Origin of the sequence: Halomonas sp. DP8Y7-1, assembly GCF_019801685.1 — a bacterium.
In the GTDB taxonomy this organism is placed as follows: Bacteria; Pseudomonadota; Gammaproteobacteria; order Pseudomonadales; family Halomonadaceae; genus Halomonas; species Halomonas litopenaei_A.
The window spans coordinates 106,412-122,224 of record NZ_JAHVIN010000005.1; the positions used below are offsets into that span (position 1 = coordinate 106,412).

At 61.3% G+C, this 15,813-nt stretch carries 12 protein-coding genes and 3 tRNA genes; 12 read left to right on the forward strand and 3 right to left on the reverse strand.

Translation table 11 applies throughout. The annotated features are described in order from the left end of the window. Entirely contained in the window at window positions 1–852 is an 852-nt protein-coding gene (gene kdsA, locus KUV41_RS05965) for a 3-deoxy-8-phosphooctulonate synthase (RefSeq protein ID WP_206940210.1), read from the forward strand. Between the two features lie 105 nt (window positions 853–957). Further along, window positions 958–2,253 (forward strand): phosphopyruvate hydratase, encoded by a 1,296-nt coding sequence (gene eno, locus KUV41_RS05970; RefSeq protein ID WP_222484960.1) that lies wholly within the window; start codon window positions 958–960, stop codon window positions 2,251–2,253. An 832-nt stretch (window positions 2,254–3,085) separates the two neighbouring features. On the opposite strand, the gene fdxA is transcribed toward eno, so the two are convergent. Both fdxA and mutS read right to left on the reverse strand, forming a co-directional pair. Beyond that, window positions 3,086–3,409 (reverse strand): ferredoxin FdxA, encoded by a 324-nt coding sequence (fdxA, locus tag KUV41_RS05975; RefSeq protein ID WP_206940206.1) that lies wholly within the window; start codon window positions 3,407–3,409, stop codon window positions 3,086–3,088. Window positions 3,410–3,659: 250 nt separating this feature from the next. Next, on the reverse strand, window positions 3,660–6,248 hold the full coding sequence (mutS, locus tag KUV41_RS05980) for a DNA mismatch repair protein MutS (RefSeq protein ID WP_409995785.1): 2,589 nt from the start codon (window positions 6,246–6,248) through the stop codon (window positions 3,660–3,662). Window positions 6,249–6,620: 372 nt separating this feature from the next. On the opposite strand from mutS, the gene KUV41_RS05985 reads away from it, so the two are divergent. The 10 genes from KUV41_RS05985 (at window position 6,621) to KUV41_RS06030 (ending at window position 14,510) form a co-directional block, all read left to right on the forward strand. Continuing rightward, a complete protein-coding gene (locus KUV41_RS05985; RefSeq protein ID WP_206940204.1) occupies window positions 6,621–6,779 on the forward strand; it encodes a YqaE/Pmp3 family membrane protein in 159 nt (52 codons plus the stop codon). Window positions 6,780–6,958: 179 nt separating this feature from the next. Further along, the gene (locus KUV41_RS05990; protein WP_222484969.1) at window positions 6,959–7,450 is read left to right on the forward strand and encodes a CinA family protein; all 492 of its coding nucleotides are present in this window, start codon (window positions 6,959–6,961) and stop codon (window positions 7,448–7,450) included. A 225-nt stretch (window positions 7,451–7,675) separates the two neighbouring features. Continuing rightward, window positions 7,676–8,749, forward strand: coding sequence for a recombinase RecA (recA, locus tag KUV41_RS05995; protein ID WP_206940191.1), 1,074 nt, complete (start codon window positions 7,676–7,678; stop codon window positions 8,747–8,749). A gap of 169 nt (window positions 8,750–8,918) precedes the next feature. Further along, complete coding sequence (locus KUV41_RS06000; RefSeq protein WP_222484971.1) at window positions 8,919–9,398, forward strand: regulatory protein RecX; 480 nt, start codon at window positions 8,919–8,921, stop codon at window positions 9,396–9,398. A gap of 217 nt (window positions 9,399–9,615) precedes the next feature. Beyond that, window positions 9,616–12,222, forward strand: a complete 2,607-nt coding sequence (gene alaS / locus KUV41_RS06005) for an alanine--tRNA ligase (protein ID WP_222483404.1) — start codon at window positions 9,616–9,618, stop codon at window positions 12,220–12,222. 129 nt (window positions 12,223–12,351) lie between these two features. Beyond that, entirely contained in the window at window positions 12,352–13,602 is a 1,251-nt protein-coding gene (locus tag KUV41_RS06010) for an aspartate kinase (protein WP_206940185.1), read from the forward strand. A gap of 192 nt (window positions 13,603–13,794) precedes the next feature. Beyond that, complete coding sequence (gene csrA, locus KUV41_RS06015) at window positions 13,795–13,989, forward strand: carbon storage regulator CsrA (RefSeq protein ID WP_206940183.1); 195 nt, start codon at window positions 13,795–13,797, stop codon at window positions 13,987–13,989. A gap of 85 nt (window positions 13,990–14,074) precedes the next feature. Continuing rightward, window positions 14,075–14,167: transfer RNA gene (locus KUV41_RS06020), tRNA-Ser, on the forward strand. Window positions 14,168–14,261: 94 nt separating this feature from the next. Beyond that, window positions 14,262–14,338, forward strand: a tRNA-Arg gene (locus KUV41_RS06025). A gap of 95 nt (window positions 14,339–14,433) precedes the next feature. Beyond that, window positions 14,434–14,510: transfer RNA gene (locus tag KUV41_RS06030), tRNA-Arg, on the forward strand. Window positions 14,511–14,757: 247 nt separating this feature from the next. Here KUV41_RS06030 and KUV41_RS06035 read toward each other — a convergent pair. Further along, window positions 14,758–15,756: a tRNA dihydrouridine synthase gene (locus KUV41_RS06035; protein ID WP_222484973.1), complete on the reverse strand. Its 999-nt coding sequence runs from the start codon at window positions 15,754–15,756 to the stop codon at window positions 14,758–14,760. Window positions 15,757–15,813 lie beyond the last annotated feature (57 nt).

A 15,813-nucleotide genomic window follows, 5' to 3' on the forward strand; every position in this document is an offset into this window, starting at 1 on the left:
ATGTCTGACGCCCAGCGTATTATCGAGTTTGCCGGCCTGAGGGCCGGCAATTCGTTGCCCCTGGTGCTGTTTGCCGGGATGAATGTGCTTGAATCCCGCGAGCTGGCGCTCGAGGTGGCCGAGGCCTACGTCGAGGTGACCGGCAAGCTCGATATCCCTTATGTGTTCAAGGCGAGCTTCGACAAGGCCAATCGCAGCTCGGTGCATTCCTTCCGTGGGCCTGGGCTGGACAAGGGGCTTGCGATCCTCGACGAGGTGAAGTCGCGCTTCAATGTGCCGGTGATTACTGACGTTCATGAGCCCTACCAGGCGGCGCCCGCCGCTGAGGTGGCTGACGTCATCCAGCTGCCGGCGTTTCTGGCGCGCCAGACGGATCTGGTGGTGGCGATGGCCGAGACCGGGGCGGTGGTCAACATCAAGAAGCCCCAGTTTCTTGCCCCCCACGAGATGCGCCATATCATCACCAAGTTCCGTGAGGCCGGCAACGAACGGCTGCTGCTGTGCGAGCGCGGTTCCAGCTTTGGCTACAACAACCTGGTCGTCGATATGCTCGGTTTCGGCGAGATGAAAGACACCGGCTTCCCGCTGTTGTTTGACGTCACCCACTCACTGCAGCGTCCGGGCGGACGCGCCGACAGTGCGGACGGACGCCGTGCGCAGGTGCTGGACCTGGCCCGTGCCGGGGTTGCCGTCGGTATCGCCGGGCTCTTCCTGGAAGCGCACCCGGATCCCGACTCGGCAAAATGTGACGGCCCATGTGCCTTGCCGCTTGATAGACTCGAGCCCTTCCTGGCACAGATCAAGACGTTGGACGACGTCGTGAAACAGCTTCCGTCCATCGAGATACGCTAGCGCTACCTCTGATAGCCTGACGGGCCTGACCCAAGGGCCTATGGCACGTCCAGAGTAGATCGACAACGCTGACACGAGCTTTATCACCCACAAGGACCCATCGAGATGACCAAGATCGTCGATATTCGCGCCCTAGAGGTGCTGGATTCACGCGGTAACCCCACCGTCCAGGCAGAAGTGCGCCTGGAAAGCGGCGCCGTGGGCGTCGCCTGCGCGCCGAGCGGCGCCTCCACCGGCTCCCGCGAGGCGCTGGAGCTGCGTGACGGCGACAAGGGTCGTTACCTGGGCAAGGGTGTGCTCAAGGCCGTCGACGCGGTCAATGGCAAGATTCGTGACGCTCTGGTGGGCATGGATGCGCGTGATCAGCGTGGCCTGGACGACGCCATGCTCGAGCTCGATGGTACCGACAACAAGGAAAACCTGGGCGCCAACGCTATCCTGGCGGTGTCACTGGCCGCCGCCAAGGCAGCGGCCAATGCCAAGGGCGTACCGCTGTACGCCCACATCGCTGAGCTGTACGGCCAGCCGGGGCAGTACCTGATGCCGGTGCCGATGATGAACATCCTCAACGGTGGCGAGCATGCCGACAACAACGTCGACATTCAGGAGTTCATGGTGCAGCCGGTGGGTGCCGCCAGCTTCCGCGAAGGCCTGCGCGCCGGTGCCGAGATCTTCCATGCCTTGAAGAAGGTGCTGTCGTCGCGGGGTCTTGCAACCGCCGTAGGTGATGAAGGTGGCTTTGCCCCTAACCTGTCTTCCAATGCCGAGGCGCTGGCGGTCATCAAGCAGGCCGTTGAGAACGCAGGCTACGAGCTCGGCAAGGACATCACTCTCGCGCTGGACTGTGCCGCCAGTGAGTTCTATAAGGACAGCCAGTACGTGCTGGCAGGCGAGGACAAGCGCTTCGACGCCGAAGGCTTTGGTGATTACCTGGTGGGTCTGGCCGACGAGTATCCGATCGTGTCCATCGAGGACGGCCTGGACGAGTCCGACTGGGACGGCTGGAAGTCTCTGACTGCCAAGCTGGGAGACCGTGTCCAGCTGGTCGGTGACGACCTGTTCGTGACCAATACGCGGATTCTGAAGCGTGGTATCGATGAATCCATCGGCAACTCCATCCTGATCAAGTTTAATCAGATTGGTTCACTGTCCGAAACGCTGGATGCCATCCGCATGGCACAGGACGCGGGTTTCACGGCGGTCATCTCCCACCGTAGCGGTGAAACCGAAGACACGACCATCGCCGACCTGGCGGTAGGCACTTGCGCGGGCCAGATCAAGACGGGTTCGTTGTGCCGTAGTGATCGTGTCGCCAAGTACAACCGCCTTCTGGTCATCGAGCAGGAGCTGGGAGAGCGCGCTACTTACCCAGGTCGCGCGGCGATCAAGGGACAGGCGTAGGGTTTGATAAACCCTTTGTGGTGGTTGTGTCCTCACATCTTGTAAGACATTGACTACATTTTATGTAGGACATTACCCCCATATGACCCGAAGAGGCCCGCGATGTTATCGCGGGCCTTTTTTATGTTGTTCATTTCTATATATTTTTTGGGGCGTCGCAAAGAAGCATGTCACGTAGGATATGTCGCACTGCAAAATAAGGCGACTTGAGATGATGCCCAAAGCTGACAGAATGCACTCATGAATCGAGAGGTCAGGCTTCGCGGCATCAGGCTGCTTGCCAGGACTGCGAGACGCCTAGGGTGGTCGGATTCGTCTGCATGGAGGTAGACAGGTTCGGCAACAACAGGCAGGCATGGAACGCCGATCGCAGGACCATCACGGCATGTGGCTCGACGTTCGATTCAGTTGGGTGTTTTCGGGATGCGTTCTAGAGTCAAGAGTGCGCCTGGTGCGACAGGATGTCGCTTCTGGGCACGGAGGGCACTCAGGGAGTCGGGCGGAGGGAGCCGCCCAAGGAAATGCTTGGAGCGGGCGGCCTACGGGCCGCCTTTTTTTATGCCAGCAGGTTGGCTGGCGTGACGAGATGCTGAGCCTGGTGGCCGGCGCGGTCGGCTCGAACAGCTGCCCTGAACAGCGGGTCCGGGCAGGTGGTTTGGACAGGTCGTCTGGATAGTGAAAACGGCCAGCCGAGTTCGGAGAGACGCCTGATGGCCGGGAAAGCGAGCGCCATGGAGGTATCGTCTGAAGGATGTTCGCCGCCGCCAGCAACACAATAGCCGCCTCGTTGGGCGGCTATTGTGTTAAGCAGGTAGTGGCTTGTCGTGCCAGATCAGCGTTCGAGCTGCTCCAGCTTGCCTGTCTTGCCGTCCCACTGCTCGGCGTCTTCCGGTGGATCTTTCTTTTCGGTGATGTTGGGCCACACCTCGGAAAGCTCCGCATTGATCTCGATGAACGCCTCCTGGCCCTCGGGTAGCTCATCCTCGGAGTAGATGGCCTCGGCCGGGCACTCGGGCTCACACAGGGCGCAGTCGATACATTCGTCCGGGTGGATCACCAGAAAATTGGGACCCTCGTAGAAGCAGTCCACCGGGCAGACCTCGACGCAATCGGTGTACTTGCACTTGATGCAGTTTTCGGTGACGACGAATGTCATGCCAGTCTCCCTTCCTCGGGCCAGTTCGGTGCTGGCCGCTCAATCATTGGTCACTTGCGCCCGAAAGGTCGCCATGGCGACGCTTCGGATCATGGGTAGCTCGCGCCCCGACGCAGAGGAGCTGAGCGTCGTTTCGCCTGTCGCGTGTTAAGCCTTAAAGTTATATGGAAATGGCTTTCTTATAATGCACGGTCCTTGGGTGCCACATTCTAGACCCGCACTTCTGTAGGGGCAAGCGCGGGGTGCACGGTCATACTGACGATTTCCAGCGGTATAGAAGCTCCAGTGCCTGACGCGGTGACAGTTCATCGATGGCCAGTTGCTCGAGCTCTTCGATCAAGGGGTGAGGCGTGCTGGCGAACAGGTCTGCCTGCTGGGGGGCAGGCTCCGTTCGCGACAGGCTGGACGGGCCTTGTCCATGATCCACTTCCTGCTGCTCCAGCGCGGCGAGCTTGATCCTGGCTTCGGCGATGACGGACTGGGGGACGCCGGCCAGTTGCGCGACCTGGAGACCGTAGCTTTGGCTGGCTGGGCCTTCTTCCACCCGGTGCATGAACACGATGCCGTCATTGTGCTCTGCAGCGGTCAAGTGCACGTTGGCCACCGCAGCAGAATCTCCGGCCAGAGCGGTCATTTCGAAATAGTGGGTGGCAAACAGGGTGAAGGCCCGCGTGCGGGTCAGGTGTTCGGCACTGGCCCAGGCCAGCGACAGTCCATCAAAGGTACTGGTGCCGCGGCCAATTTCGTCCATCAAGACCAGGCTATGATCTGTGGCGTTGTGCAGGATGTTGGCAGTCTCGGTCATTTCCACCATGAAGGTGGAGCGGCCACCGGCCAGGTCATCGCTGGACCCTATGCGGGTAAAGATGCGGTCCACCGGGCCGATGGTGGCACTGTCAGCGGGAACGAAGCTGCCACAGTGGGCAAGCAGGGTGATCAACGCGGCCTGACGCATGTAGGTCGATTTACCGCCCATGTTGGGGCCGGTAATGACCAGCATGCGGCGGTCGTCGTCCATCAGCAGGTCGTTGGGCACGAATGGCGTGTCACTGACCTGTTCGACGACCGGGTGGCGTCCACCGCGAATATCGAACCCGGCCACATCAGCGAGCGTGGGGCGTACAAAATCCAGTGCCCGTGCGCGTTCGGCCAGGGCGCATAGCACATCAAGGGAGGACAGTGCTCTGGCGGTGGCCTGCAGGCGAGCGAGCTCTGCGTTGAGGCTGTCGATCAGGCCTTCATAAAGCAGCTTTTCCCGGGCCAGTGCGCGGGATTTGGCGGATAGCGCCTTGTCCTCGAACTCCTTGAGCTCCGGGATGATGAAGCGCTCTGCGTTCTTCAGTGTCTGGCGCCGGATATAGTCCGCAGGGGCTTCCTTGGCCTGGGCTCGAGGAATCTCGATGAAGTAGCCATGGACGCGGTTGTACCCCACCTTGAGCCCGGCGAGCCCGGTGCGTGCCCGCTCCCGTGTTTCCAGTTGCACGAGGTAGTCACCGGCGTGCTCGGCCAGCCCTCTGTGTTCGTCCAGTTCACTGTCGAAACCGTCAGCGATCACGCCCCCATCCCGAATGACCACCGGGGGATTGTCGATCAGCGCACGGGTGAGCAAGTCCGCCAGCTCGGGAAGTGGCTGGATATGGACGCGCAGTTCGTCAAGCGTGGTGCCTTCAGCGTAGCCAGCCAGCTGATCGCGCAGAGCGGGTAACGCATTGAAGGCGTCTCTCAGTCTCGCCAGGTCCCGCGGGCGAGCGCTGCCCAGCGCCACCCTGGCCAGGATGCGCTCGATGTCGCCAATGGCCTTCAACTCGTCGCGCAGCGGCTCGTAGCCTTCCTGGTCCAGCAGCAAGCTGATCGCGGATTGACGTCCCATGACCTGCTGCCTGTCTCGCAGCGGGCGGTTCAGCCAACGCTTGAGCAGGCGCGAGCCCATTGCCGTGGTGGTGGTGTCCAGGACGCTGGCGAGGGTGTTGTCGCTGGTACCTCCCAGGTTGATGTCAATCTCCAGGTTGCGCCGGCTTGCTGCATCAATGACCACGCTGTCGTCACGGTTTTCCACACCGATCGCGGTGACATGGGGCAGGGCGCTGCGCTGGGTGTCCCTGGCGTAGTCCATCAGCACACCAGCCGCAATGATGGCGGAGTGCAGGTGTGCGCAACCAAACCCCTTGAGGTCCTGAACCCGGAACTGATCACACAATACCCGGTGCGCACTTTCATGATCGAACAGCCAGTCACTCTGGCGTCGAAGCCCGCGTCGCTCGGACATGGAGGCGGGTAGTTCCAGGCTTTCCGGCACCAGCAGTTCAGCCGGATCCAGGCGCGTCAGCTCGGACAGCATCTCGGTTTCGCTGTCGACCTCCAGCACGCTGAAGCGTCCGCTGGAGACTTCCAGCCAGGCCAGGCCAAGGTGGTCGCCATGGGGAGCTACCGCCACCAGCAGGTTGTCGCGGCGTGCATCCAGCAGTGCCTCATCATGCAGGGTGCCTGGGGTGACGATCCGCACCACTTGACGCTCTACCGGGCCCTTGGACGTCGCCGGGTCACCGATCTGCTCGCAGATGGCCACCGATTCGCCCGCACTGACCAGGCGAGCCAGATACCCCTCGGCGCTATGGTAGGGAATACCGGCCATGGGAATCGGCTTGCCTGCTGACTGGCCACGCTGTGTCAGCGTGATATCAAGCAGTGCCGCGGCGCGCTTGGCGTCGTCGTAGAACAGTTCGTAGAAGTCCCCCATACGATAGAACAGCAGGACGTCAGGATGCTCGCGCTTGATCCTGAGGTACTGGGTCATCATCGGCGTATGGCTGGGAGCACTGGGCTTGGCCATGTCGTTCATGGAATCTCAATGCGCTGGTGGGCGGATGGATAAAGCGAGGATCGGTCGGAACAAGGCCGACGAAAGCCCATAAGGATAGCATGGCCGACGGGCCGATCTGTAGCGCAGCCAGGACGACGGAGGGGGATGATAGAACCGCCTACATCATGGCAATATGATGCATGCGCGACACGGCATCTGTTTGTCGGAGAGATCTCCGGCTACCCTAGGTGGTATGCCTCAGGGCGCGAGCAAAGGCGGTGACGGAGTCACCGCTGCCCCTGGGAGCATCAGCCAACAGATGTCACTGCAAGGACCACGCTTCCCGATCCCTCTTGGGCGATGATCCAAGTTGGGTGATGATTCAAGGACGTTGAATAAAGGAGCAAGTATATGGACGTTATTCGCATCATTCTGGCCATCCTGCTGCCCCCGCTGGGTGTCTTCCTGCAAGTTGGCTTCGGTCTGCACTTCTGGCTGAACATCCTGCTGACGCTTCTCGGCTATATTCCCGGGATCGTTCACGCGGTGTGGATTATCGCGAGGCGCTAGGTGGCCTCGTCGTCAATCCTGTGATCGGCGGTAGAGCACATTGCGGCGACTGAGGTCGCCGCAATGCGTTGATCCCGAGTTGCAGGCACGATGTTGGCGACGTATCCCGCGCGCCTGCATGACGTCGCGGCCCCATCGTTGCGGCCCGTGCCCCCACCTTCACTTCAGGAGCTATCTCCATGACGCCTGCACCAGAAGATATCCGAGTGCTGTCGAGTCGCTTGGGTGAACTGTGCCTCAAGCGTCAGGTCCATGTGACCACCGCCGAGTCCTGCACCGGTGGCGGCGTGGCCACCGCGATCACCGATATCGCAGGCAGCTCGGACTACTTCGAGACTGGCTATGTGACCTATTCCAATGCCGCCAAACAGCGCCTGCTGGGGGTGCCGTTGGCCTTGCTGGAGCGCCACGGGGCCGTCAGTGAGTCAGTGGTCGAAGCCATGGTGGTTGGAGCATGTGCCGAAAGTGGCGCATCCCATGGCGTCGCCATCAGTGGTGTTGCGGGGCCTGGTGGGGGCAGCGACCATAAGCCGGTGGGCACGGTCTGGTTTGCCTTTGCCGCAGATGGCGTGTGCGTGGCAGAACGTTGCCAATTTGCAGGAAATCGCGATGACGTGCGCCGCCAAGCCATTGCCTACGCGCTGCAGGGGCTGATTGATCGGCTGAGCTAACGCCAAGGCTAGCGTTAGCCCCCAGGGTGACGATGTTGGCGGCCGGCGGCTCGCTGGCATTGGACTCCGATGGCAGCAATAGGCCTGGAGCAGGGGTGGTGGTCAGCGCATTTTTTCGTCATACTACTGTTCAGTCATACAGTAATTGCCAGGGTCCGGCGCAGGGCCCGATGGGGACCAGGACACGCCGTTCGGCCCCGATCCATTGTCTACAGGAGCTCCGAAATGGCGCAGGATCAAAACCGCAGCAAGGCGCTTGACGCCGCTCTTTCTCAGATCGATCGCCAGTTTGGCAAGGGCACGGTCATGCGTCTGGGCGATGCCCCCAGGGTGGTCATGCCGTCGGTGTCCACCGGCTCCTTGGGTCTGGATATCGCCCTGGGCATTGGCGGACTGCCTTACGGGCGCGTCGTGGAAATCTTTGGCCCGGAATCCTCGGGCAAGACCACGCTGACGCTGTCGGTGATCGCTCAGGCACAAAAGGACGGCAAGACCTGTGCCTTTATCGATGCTGAGCACGCCCTTGACCCGAGCTATGCAGAAAAGCTCGGCGTCAACCTGGATGATCTGCTGGTCTCCCAGCCGGATACCGGCGAGCAAGCCCTGGAAATCTGCGACATGCTGGTCCGTTCCGGCGGTGTGGACGTGATCATCATCGACTCGGTGGCGGCCCTGACTCCCAGGGCGGAAATTGAAGGCGAAATGGGGGATTCCCACGTGGGTCTCCAGGCGCGTCTGATGTCCCAGGCGCTGCGCAAGATTACCGGCCACATCAAGAACGCCAACTGCATGGTGGTGTTCATCAACCAGATTCGTATGAAGATTGGTGTGATGTTCGGCAGCCCGGAAACCACCACTGGTGGTAACGCCCTGAAGTTCTATTCCAGCGTGCGCCTGGATATCCGCCGCACCGGTTCGGTCAAGCAGGGCGATGAGGTCACCGGTAACGAAACCCGGGTGAAGGTTGTCAAGAACAAGGTGGCTCCGCCGTTTCGCCAGGCCGAGTTCCAGATTCTCTACGGCAAGGGCATCTATCACGCCGGCGAAGTGGTCGATCTGGGCGTCCAGTGCAAGCTGGTGGACAAGGCAGGTGCCTGGTACAGCTACCAGGGCAACAAGATCGGTCAGGGCAAGGCCAATGCCGCCCAGTTCCTGGAAGACAACCCTGCGATCATGGAAGAGATCGAGTCTCAGATTCGTGCTCAGCTGCTGGTCCAGCCAGATCCCAAGAAGGAAGAGCAGGACAAGCAAGCGGAAGCCGCACCAGCGGGTGACGATTTCGGCGATGACCTGCTGTAATTCGCTGCTGCGGTACTGGATGGGGGTAGGCAACGCCGGCCTCCATCGCCATTCGGGCCCCTGCTAGGGGCCCGTTGCGTTTTGACGTTCACCAGATGGGTGGGGCGCGCGCCGTGCCACGCCGAGCATGAATGCTGGTGGTCATGCAGCGCATATACGGGAGGCTTGCATGCGCAAGGCGAGAACGGAGATGTCGCCACGGGAGCAGGCGGTCGAACTGCTCGCCCGGCGTGAATATGGTCGCCAAGAGCTGGCGACACGGTTGCTGAGCCGAGGGCACGAGCATGATGAGGTCGAAGCGCTGCTGGACGAACTGGCCGAGCAGGGCCTGCAGAGTGATCGTCGCTTCGCCGAGAGCTTTCTGCGTGGACGAGTGCTGCGCGGGCAGGGGCCGGTCAAGATGCTGGCGGAGTTGGGGCAGCGTGGGGTCGACCGGGAGTTGGCCAGAGACGCCCTGAGAGAGATAGAGCAGGAGGAGTCGGTGGACTGGTATCAACTGGCGACCGAGGCCCTCGAGCGTCGATTCGGCAGAGGGCCTGCAAGCGACCCGAAAGAGCGGGCAAGGCGAGAGCGCTTCCTGGCCGGGCGAGGGTTTGATTTTGATCACGTCCGCGAGGCACTGCGCGCCATGTCTGAGGCAGATACCTAGTATCGTTGAAGGCTCATATAAAGCGGTGTGGTTGTCCGCCCATCCCAGGGCTCGTGTGCAGGTGTTTTACGTGACCCACTTTAGTCGCTTGACAACTACGCTATAATGTCCTCTTTTGCGACGGCTCCGGGGTGTGGTGTCATGCCCGGTAGCTGCCGGCGTGCCACGCCAGCTGGCCGGCTCGACGCGCTCTATCGCTCATCGTCACGGGTATTTCATGAAAAGCGCAGATATCAGACAGGCCTTCCTGAGGTTCTTCGAGGAGCACGGTCACACTCGCGTGCCGTCCAGCTCCCTGGTGCCGGGCAACGACCCGACCCTGCTGTTCACCAATGCCGGCATGGTGCCGTTCAAGGATGTGTTCCTGGGGCGTGATCCCCGCGACTATGTCAGGGCCACATCCTCCCAGCGCTGTGTGCGTGCTGGAGGCAAGCACAATGACCTGGACAATGTCGGCTACACCGCTCGCCATCACACCTTTTTCGAGATGCTGGGCAACTTCAGTTTTGGCGATTACTTCAAGCGTGACGCCATCGGCTTTGCCTGGACCTTTCTGACCGACGTGCTGGGGCTGCCTAAGGAAAAGCTGTGGGTTACGGTGCACATCAGTGATGATGAGGCCGAGCGCATCTGGAAGGACGAGATCGGGATTGATCCCGAGCGCTTCTCCAAGCTGGATGAAGACAACTTCTGGCAGATGGGCGACACCGGTCCCTGCGGGCCCAGCTCCGAGATCTTCTACGACCATGGCCCTGAGGTGTGGGGTGGTCCTCCCGGCAGTCCGGAAGAGGATGGCGACCGTTACATCGAGATCTGGAACCTGGTGTTCATGCAGTTCGATCGTGACGCCAGCGGTGAAATGACCCCGCTGCCCAAGCCGTCCATCGACACCGGCATGGGCCTCGAGCGGATCGCCGCGGTCATGCAGGGCGTGCACTCCAACTACGAGATCGACCTGTTCCAGAATCTGCTCAAGGCCGCTGCAGAGGCTACCGGTACCGACGATCTGGCGTCTCCGTCGCTGCGGGTGATCGCCGATCACATCCGCTCCTGCGCCTTCCTGATCACTGATGGCGTGCTGCCTTCCAACGAGGGGCGCGGCTACGTCCTGCGCCGGATCATTCGTCGTGCCATCCGCCACGGGCATAAGCTCGGCGCTCAGGATGCATTCTTCCACAAGCTGGTGGCGGCCCTCGACAGCGAGATGGGCGAGGCCTATCCCGAGCTGCGCAAGGCCCGCGATCAGATCGAGCGCGTGCTGCTCAAGGAAGAAGAGCAGTTTGCACGCACCCTGGACCACGGGATGGGGCTGCTCGAGCAGGCGCTGACGCAACTGGATGGGGACACCCTGGCCGGTGAGACCGTGTTCAAGCTTTACGATACCTACGGTTTCCCCTACGACCTGACGGCAGACGTGTGTCGCGAGCGTGGCGTGACCCTCGATGAAGAGGGCTTCAACCGTGAGCTGGAGGCCCAGCGCGAGCGTGCCCGTGCCGCCAGCCAGTTTGGAGCCGACTACAGCGCCACTATCGAGCTGGATGGCGCGACCGAATTCACCGGTTATGACCGCCTCGACGACCAGGCGCGCGTGGTCGGGCTTTATGACAGCGAAGGCAATGCTCTGGAGCGGCTGACTCAGGAGCAGTCCGGCGTGGTGGTGCTGGATCGTACCCCGTTCTACGGAGAATCCGGCGGGCAGGTAGGGGATACCGGCTATCTGTCCTTTGGTTCGGGACGTTTCCTGGTCAAGGATACCCAGAAGCAGTCCGGCCACCACTTGCATCAGGGGATGCTGCTGGAGGGTGAGCTGGTCGTGGGCGCAGACGTCACGCCGCAGGTGGATTCCAGCCTGCGTGCCGCTACCGTGCGTAACCACTCGGCCACACACTTGCTGCACAAGGCGCTGCGCCTGGTGTTGGGCGAGCACGTTCAGCAGAAGGGCTCGCTGGTGACGCCCGAGCGCCTGCGCTTCGACTTCAGCCACTTTGAAGCGATGACCGCCGAGCAGCTCAAGGAAGTGGAGCGCCTGGTCAACGAGCAGGTGCTGGCCAATGCTCCGACCCGCGTCGAGACCATGACCCTCGATGAGGCGAAGGAGAAGGGGGCCGCGGCGCTGTTCGAAGCCAAGTACGCCGACAGCGTCCGCGTCCTGACCATCGGTGCCGACGATTTCTCGATAGAGCTGTGCGGCGGCACCCACGTGGCACGTAGTGGCGATATCGGCTGCTGCCATATCGTCGCGGAAAGCGGCATTGCCTCTGGCGTGCGTCGTATTGAAGCGATCACGGGAGAGGGGGCGCTGGCCCACTTCGCCGAGCAGGAGGCGCGCCTGTCGCGGGTGGCCGAGCGCCTCAAGGCCAAGCCCGAACAGCTGGAGGAGCGGGTCGAGAGCTTGGTGGAGCGTAATCGCGGCCTCGAGAAGGAGCTGGAGCGGCTCAAGGCCAAGCTGGCCAGCGCGGCAGGCAGCGACATGCTGGCCAAGGTGGTCGAGGTCAAGGGCGTCAAGGTCCTGTCCACCCGCCTGGAGGGCGTATCAGGCAAGGAACTCCGCGGCATGCTGGATCAGCTCAAGAACAAGCTGTCCTCAGGCATCGTGGTGCTCGGTGTGGCGGATGAGGCCACTGGCAAGGTCAGCTTGATTGCCGGTGTCACCGATGATCTGACCGCCAAGGTCAAGGCTGGCGAGCTCGTCAATCATGTCGCCAGTCAGGTCGGTGGCAAGGGCGGTGGCCGCGCGGATATGGCACAAGCAGGGGGGAGTGACGTTCAGGCGCTTCCTGGCGCACTGGAGAGTGTGCCCGCCTGGCTCGATGCCAGGTTGTAGCCCCTGCGGGGTCGTGGACTCGAGAGAGTCCACGGCCCTTTTTTCTGTCTGACACAGCGCTGTGCAGATACAGCTTCGCAGAGACAACAGTTTCATTCATTGGAATCCAACGAGCGAGGATGACGGCATATGGCACTATACGTACAGAAGTTTGGTGGGACGTCGGTCGGCTCGGTGGAGCGGATCAAGGCGGTCGCCGAGAAGGTCAAGGGCTTTAGAGACCAGGGCCATCAGGTCGTGGTGGTGGTATCTGCCATGAGTGGCGAGACCAATCGCCTGATCGGTCTGGCCAACGAGATCAACGACGAGCCTACCCCCCGCGAGATGGACATGCTGGTGTCCACCGGTGAGCAGGTGACCATTTCCCTGCTGGCCATGGCGCTACACAAGCTGGAAGTGCCCGCGACGTCCTACACCGGCTCGCAGGTTGGCATCATGACCGACAGCGCTCACACCAAGGCGCGTATCCAGCGTATCGAGACAGATGAGATGCGCGAGGATCTGGATGCCGGGCAGGTGGTGGTCGTTGCCGGCTTCCAGGGCGTCGATGCGGAAGGCAATATCACGACCCTCGGTCGTGGTGGTTCAGATACCACCGGTGTGGCGCTGGCGGCCGCGCTCAAGGCTGATGAGTGCCAGATCTATACCGATGTAGACGGTGTCTATACCACCGATCCCCGCGTCTGCAGCAAGGCCCAGCGCCTGGATGAGATCACCGTGGAAGAGATGCTGGAGCTCGCCAGCCTCGGTTCCAAGGTGCTGCAGATTCGCGCTGTCGAATTCGCCGGTAAGTACAATGTCCCGCTGCGTGTGCTGTCTAGCTTTGAAGACGGCCCCGGCACCCTGATCGTTGCAGACTCTGACCAAGACGAGGATTCCATGGAAGAACCGCTGATTTCCGGTATCGCCTTCACCGCCAATGAAGCCAAGCTGACCCTGCTGCACACTCCGGACGTGCCGGGCGTGGCCTCGCGCATCCTGGGTCCGATTGCCGATGCCAACATTGAAATCGACATGATCGTGCAGAACGTTGCGCCGGCGGGTGACTACACTGACTTCACCTTTACGGTCGCCAAGGGTGATTACAAGCAGACCATGCGCATCCTCGAGCAGCAGGTTATCCCTGATCTGGGCGGCGGTGAGTTGCGTGGAGACGATAACATCGCCAAGGTGTCACTGGTGGGTGTCGGTATGCGCTCTCACGCGGGGGTCGCTTCGAAGATGTTCCGCGTGCTGGCCGAGGAAAATATCAACATCCGCATGGTGTCCACCTCGGAAATCAAGATTTCCGTGGTGATTGACGAGAAGCAGATGGAGCTAGCGGTGCGCGCCCTGCACAAGGCATTTGGTCTCGATAAGGCAGACATCGAGAGCGAATAAATTCCTCGACGCGGCGCACACCATCTACGCTTTAAGGAGTCCCCGGTACCGCTACGGCGGTAGGGGGCTTCCCTTAAACGGCACAATCAGGTGTCATGAGTCGCTAGTGCTCGCCACCAAGAAAGAGGGCACGTCGTTCGGAGACGGGACGGCGTAGCGGCTCACGTAACAAGTCTGAGAAGGAGATCAGTCATGCTTATCCTGACACGCCGCGTCGGCGAAACTCTGATGATCGGTGACGATATCACCGTTACGGTTCTAGGAGTGAAGGGAAACCAGGTGCGTATCGGCGTCAATGCGCCGAAGGACGTTGCTGTACACCGCGAAGAGATCTATCAGCGCATTCAGCGTGAGAAAGCGGATGACGGTAGCGTTGATGACGAGTGACAGCGCAGAGACCTTGCGCAACTTTTTTTGTCACGGGCTGGACAAAGGCCTTAAGTCTCGGTAGGATACGCACCGTGCCGATGAGGGAGAGGTGGCCGAGTGGCTGAAGGCGCTCCCCTGCTAAGGGAGTATGGGGTTTATAGCCTCATCGAGGGTTCGAATCCCTCCCTCTCCGCCATTTGCCTGTCGTGAAGCGAGTAGCGGCAGTCAAAGGTCTTCATGGGTACTGACAAGAAGGCGTATCTGTCGTCTTGTTATCGTAAGTGTGAAACGCGCCCGTAGCTCAGCTGGATAGAGTACCTGACTACGAATCAGGTGGTCGGAGGTTCGAATCCTCCCGGGCGCGCCATACACTTGCACATCGTGGTTTGTGCTGTCCTGATGTCGCCAAGCGCTGCAGGAAAGAATGAGCACATGTCACCTGCAATACGATGTATTGCTCACGCGCCCGTAGCTCAGCTGGATAGAGTACCTGACTACGAATCAGGTGGTCGGAGGTTCGAATCCTCCCGGGCGCGCCAGAATTTCACCCGCTCTCTCCGGAGGGCGGGTTTTCTGTTTGTTACCGTGCTGCGACGGTTCTGCTTGAGTGTCCTGTTGAGCGCTTGTCGGTCGACGGTGACGTGCACTCGCCTCAGGAGCTAGTGGCAGCGGTCTACTCTCGCGTTTTTTCATGCTGACCGGCTTGCGGGCTCGCCGCCCGGTCGCGATCGTTTGGGCGTCCATCTCTCGATGGACGCCTTTTTTTATGCTCGGCACAAACGGGTGTCAGTCTGCGGCTATCGCCTGTGGTCTGGCGTTTAGTGCCGTGTGGCGGGCAGGCAAGCCGGATTCGGGGGTGTCAGCGGAGAGTCCGGCGATAAAGTCATCGAGATCGGTGATGCGTCTCAAGGCCTTGAAGCGGGCTGCGGACTCCTCGTCACGGGCTCTCATGTGGTTCATCCACTGCTTTAGTAGTGATACCACCACTTTCGCCGGGAGTATGCTACGCTGCATTGCAGCATATTCCATGAGCACTTGTGCGCGCTGTGCCCAGGTCGTGGCTGGAAGGCGTTCGCCGGTGAGCTGCCAATGTTTCAGGCGCGGGGCGAGGAGGGGGTCGGCGAGGGCGCCGCGGCCCAGCATGACGTCGGTGCAGTCCGACAGGGTGCGTGCCTTCCAGTAGTCTTCGAGGGTGAAGATGTCGCCGTTGGCCACGACCGGGATGCGCAGGCGTTGGCGGATCTTGCCGATCCATTCCCAGTGGGCCGGGGGGCGATAGCCTTCGTCGCGGGTTCTCGCATGGACGACCAGCTGTCTGGCGCCGGCGGCTTCCGCTGCCATGGCGCAGTCCAGGGCCAGGCGGCGGTGGGAGAATCCGAGCCGGATCTTGGCGGTCACCGGGATGTCCTCGCCGACGGCTTGATGCACTGCGGCGACAGCAGCGGCCAGTCGGTGAGGGTCGCGCATCAGCGACGCGCCGCCGTCGTGACGGTTGACCAGCTTGGCCGGGCAGCCAAAGTTGAGGTCCAGGCTGATGGCGCCCAGGCGCAGCGCTTGTCGCGCGTTGGCTGCCAGGGCGTCCGGGTCTGAGCCGAGCAATTGCAGGTGTACCGGGATGCGTGACGGCGTCGTGACGCCTTGCGTCGCCAGTTCAGGGCAGTGCTTGTAGAACACTCGGGGCGGCAGGCGTGCGTCAACGACGCGGACAAACTCGGTGACCGTCCAGTCGAAGCCCTGCTGTCGGGTCAGCAGGTCGCGGGTGTTGGCATCAATGACGCCCTCCATGGGCGCCAGCCCTATGCGACCTTCGTCCAACCTATGTCTATGTAGTAAATTAACAAC